The sequence below is a fragment of the Streptomyces dysideae genome, from assembly GCF_001514305.1.
Classification (GTDB): domain Bacteria; phylum Actinomycetota; class Actinomycetes; order Streptomycetales; family Streptomycetaceae; genus Streptomyces; species Streptomyces dysideae.
Genome location: NZ_KQ949121.1, coordinates 71657 through 73235, shown reverse-complemented (window position 1 = coordinate 73235; position 1579 = coordinate 71657). Strand labels below are relative to the sequence as shown.

Sequence of the window (1579 nt, the reverse complement as noted above, 5' to 3'; positions counted from 1 at the left end):
GGCGCCGACGCTCCCGGGGCTGAGCGCGCAGATCCACCCCGAGTCCCTCAAGGAGTACGCCTACCCCGACGGCCCCGTCTGGACCTCCCGTGTCTGACGCCCAGGCCCTCGTCGACGCCCACCACCACGTGTGGGACTTGGGCATCCGGCCGCAGCCCTGGCTGGACGAACCCGGCCACGAGCCCATCCGCCGTACGTTCGCCACCGCAGACCTGCGCCCGGTCGCGACACGGACCTTGGCAGGACGGCGGCTGGAACGCACAGTGCTCGTCCAGTGCGTGACGTCGGTCGACGAGACACGCGAGTTCCTCGCTCTCGCTGACAGCGACCCGCTGATCGGCGCGGTCGTCGGCTGGGCGGATCTCACGTCCCCGGCGATCGGCGACGTGCTCGATGCACTGCGCGCCGGGCCCGGCGGTACCCACCTGCGGGCCGTACGTCACCTCGTCCAGGGGGAGTCGGATGCCGCCTGGCTGCAACAGCCTTCGGTGGAGCGGGGCCTGCGGGCGGTGGGCGAACGGGGCCTCGGGTACGACCTGCTCATCCGCAGCCACCAGTTCCCCCAGGCGATCCGCCTGGCCGAACGCCTCCCCAACCTTCCCCTGGTCCTCGACCACGCCGGAAAGCCACCCATCGCCCGGCAGGACCTGGACCACTGGGAGCGGGGCGTGCGACGGCTGGCCGCGCATCCCCAGGTGCGGTGCAAGGTGTCGGGTCTGGTCACCGAGGCCGACCACGAGAAGTGGACCGTCGACGACATCCGGCCGGTGTGGGACGTCCTGCTGGCGGCCTTCGGCCCCGACCGGCTGATGTTCGGCTCGGACTGGCCGGTCTGCGTTCTCGCCGGCGGCTGGAACCGCTGGGCCGCGGGCGTCGAGGAACTCCTGGCCGACTGCTCCCCCGCCGAGGCCGAGGCGGTCCTCGCCGGTACCGCCACCACGTTCTACCGCCTCAACCCCGCCTGAAGGAAGGAGGGCACTCCATGCTGCTGACCGAACTTTTGCACCCGGGCATCCTCGAAGCCCTGGCGGGCGCCGGGCACGGAGCCCGGGTCCTGCTCGCCGACGGCCACTATCCGGCGAGTACGGCCACCGGCCCGCGAACCAGGACCGTCCATCTCAACCTGGCGCCGGGCCTGCTGGACGTCACCACCGTGCTCGACGTCCTGCTGCGCGCACTGCCCGTCGAGTCGGCACACGTGATGGTGCCGCCCGAGGGCGAACCGGAACCGCCGGCCATCGCCGAGTACCGCTCCATGCTGGCACCCATCCCCGTCGAGACGTTCGGCCGCTTCGAGTTCTACGACGCCGCCCGCTCCCCCGACCTGGCCCTCGCCATCGTCACCGCCGACATCCGCACCTACGCCAACCTGCTCCTCACCATCGGCGTCCGCGCTGAAGGGACCCTGAGAACACCATGACACTCGCAGTCCGCTACCTCGCCGCCCGCACCCTGGACACCGCCACCGCCGAGAGCCCGCCCCCCGGCCCCGACCAGGTGGAGATCGCCCCCGCCTACGTCGGTATCTGCGGCACCGACCTGCACATCTTCCACGGCGACATGGACACCCGGGTCGCCA

At 71.8% G+C, this 1579-nt stretch carries 2 protein-coding genes and 1 pseudogene; all 3 read left to right on the top strand.

Annotated elements, in window-relative coordinates; genetic code table 11:
• Positions 1–89: 89 nt before the first annotated feature.
• A complete protein-coding gene (locus tag AQJ91_RS43030) occupies positions 90–965 on the top strand; it encodes an amidohydrolase family protein (protein WP_067033909.1) in 876 nt (291 codons plus the stop codon).
• A 17-nt stretch (positions 966–982) separates the two neighbouring features.
• A complete protein-coding gene (locus tag AQJ91_RS43025) occupies positions 983–1420 on the top strand; it encodes an RbsD/FucU domain-containing protein (protein WP_067033906.1) in 438 nt (145 codons plus the stop codon).
• Positions 1417–1579: pseudogene (locus AQJ91_RS53045) on the top strand (alcohol dehydrogenase catalytic domain-containing protein); the annotation flags it as partial. The gene AQJ91_RS43025 and the pseudogene AQJ91_RS53045, both read left to right, overlap by 4 nt.

Bases quoted from the DNA above. Each gene is read 5' to 3' on its own strand.
- AQJ91_RS43025 (WP_067033906.1), top strand. From the start codon at position 983: ATGCTGCTGACCGAACTTTTGCACCCGGGCATCCTCGAAGCCCTGGCG.